This window comes from Methylacidimicrobium cyclopophantes (assembly GCF_902143385.2).
GTDB classification, from domain to species: domain Bacteria; phylum Verrucomicrobiota; class Verrucomicrobiia; order Methylacidiphilales; family Methylacidiphilaceae; genus Methylacidimicrobium; species Methylacidimicrobium cyclopophantes.
This window is the reverse complement of sequence record NZ_CABFUZ020000049.1, coordinates 1-1,291: the sequence shown is the minus strand read 5'-3', so window position 1 is coordinate 1,291 and position 1,291 is coordinate 1. Positions and strand designations below refer to the sequence as shown.

Sequence of the window (1,291 nt, the reverse complement as noted above, 5' to 3'; positions counted from 1 at the left end):
GCAGGCCGCCGAGGATGATTCCGTCCTCACCGGCATTCTCTCCCCTATCCTTTTTCGGCGGAGGGTCCATCCCCGGCCGAGACGGCCGCCTGCGAGCAGGAGCAACTCCCCGCAGGCCCCGAAAGGACGATCAGCCGTGTTTCCATCGGATTCTCGACGAAATGGAGGATCGCCTCTCGGAGGAGCGGCTGACTCTCCGACGGCAGAAAAAGTCGGCAGCCCTTTTCTTCCCAAAGGACATCGCCTTCCCGAGGAGCGAGCTCGATCGAAAATTCGGTGGCAAGGCCGGAGCAGCCCCCGGGACTGATGGTCAAGCGCATCCCGGCGTCGGGGCGACCGCCGCTCCCCAGGCGAATCATCCTCTTGATGAACGCCTCGGCTTTCGGAGTGAGCGTGATCTTCATCTCGGGTACCGGGGCAGGCTCTTATCCACGATGCATGTGTTGTCCACCGGACAGACGGCTACGCATTGCGGTTCGTCGAAGAAACCGACGCACTCCGTGCACTTCTTGGGATCGATCAAAAAGATCCCGTTCTTTTCCGATATCGCCTTGTTCGGACACTCCGGCTCGCAGGCCGAGCAACCGGTGCACTGCGACGCCACGATCTTGTATGCCATCGATTTCTCCCGTTTCTTTCTTTTTCCCTCTTGCTTCCTCCGATCAGGCCGCCGCGCTCGCAGGCGCGCCCGCCTCGACAAACGCCCCTTGGCGAATCATCGCATCCCCGCGCTCGACCTCGGCGATCGCTCCGATTTTCAACCGCTCCAAGTAGCCGCGGTAATACGAGAGAGCCGCCGTCTCTATGTAGCCGTAGGCATACTCGTCGACCGGTTCGATTCCCGCCTTCCGCAACTCCTCCTTCGGGCAGGCACCGATCTTGGCGACGAGCACCGCCACGCAATCGTTGATCGCGCGAATCACCCCCGCGAGGGCATCCTCCTCTCCATAACCACCCTGGCAGTAGAGATCGACGCGCCTATGTCCGACAAACTTCGAGCCCGCGGTGCTTACCTCGTAGATCTGAAATTCCTTCGCGTGGCCAAAGTGCTCGTTGACCTTTCCCCCTCCCTTCGTGGCGACCGCCAAGAGGATCTTCCGATCGCTGTTTTCTCCGGCGAGGGTAAGCAGTTCCCGTTCTCGAGCCGCTTTCCGCGCCGCTCGCTCTTCCTCGACCGAATTCCGATAGGCCTCGCGCTTTTTGGAATCGTACCGGATCTCTATCGACTCGATGCGCTCGGTGGTGAACTCGGCTCCGCGATCCTCCCCCAGCAAGCCGACCGCGTCGGCTC

The 1,291-nt window shown here is 61.3% G+C and carries 3 protein-coding genes; all 3 read right to left on the bottom strand.

Annotated features, from left to right (window positions below; translation table 11 throughout):
* Positions 1 to 44: 44 nt before the first annotated feature.
* Positions 45 to 404, bottom strand: coding sequence for a HesB/IscA family protein (locus FN369_RS01135; RefSeq protein ID WP_142524383.1), 360 nt, complete (start codon positions 402 to 404; stop codon positions 45 to 47).
* Complete coding sequence (locus FN369_RS01130; protein ID WP_178087594.1) at positions 401 to 619, bottom strand: YfhL family 4Fe-4S dicluster ferredoxin; 219 nt, start codon at positions 617 to 619, stop codon at positions 401 to 403. Before FN369_RS01130 ends, FN369_RS01135 begins: the two co-directional genes overlap by 4 nt.
* A gap of 43 nt (positions 620 to 662) precedes the next feature.
* The coding region (locus FN369_RS01125) for a NifB/NifX family molybdenum-iron cluster-binding protein (RefSeq protein WP_281290901.1) at positions 663 to 1,291 on the bottom strand (629 nt) is incomplete at its 5' end.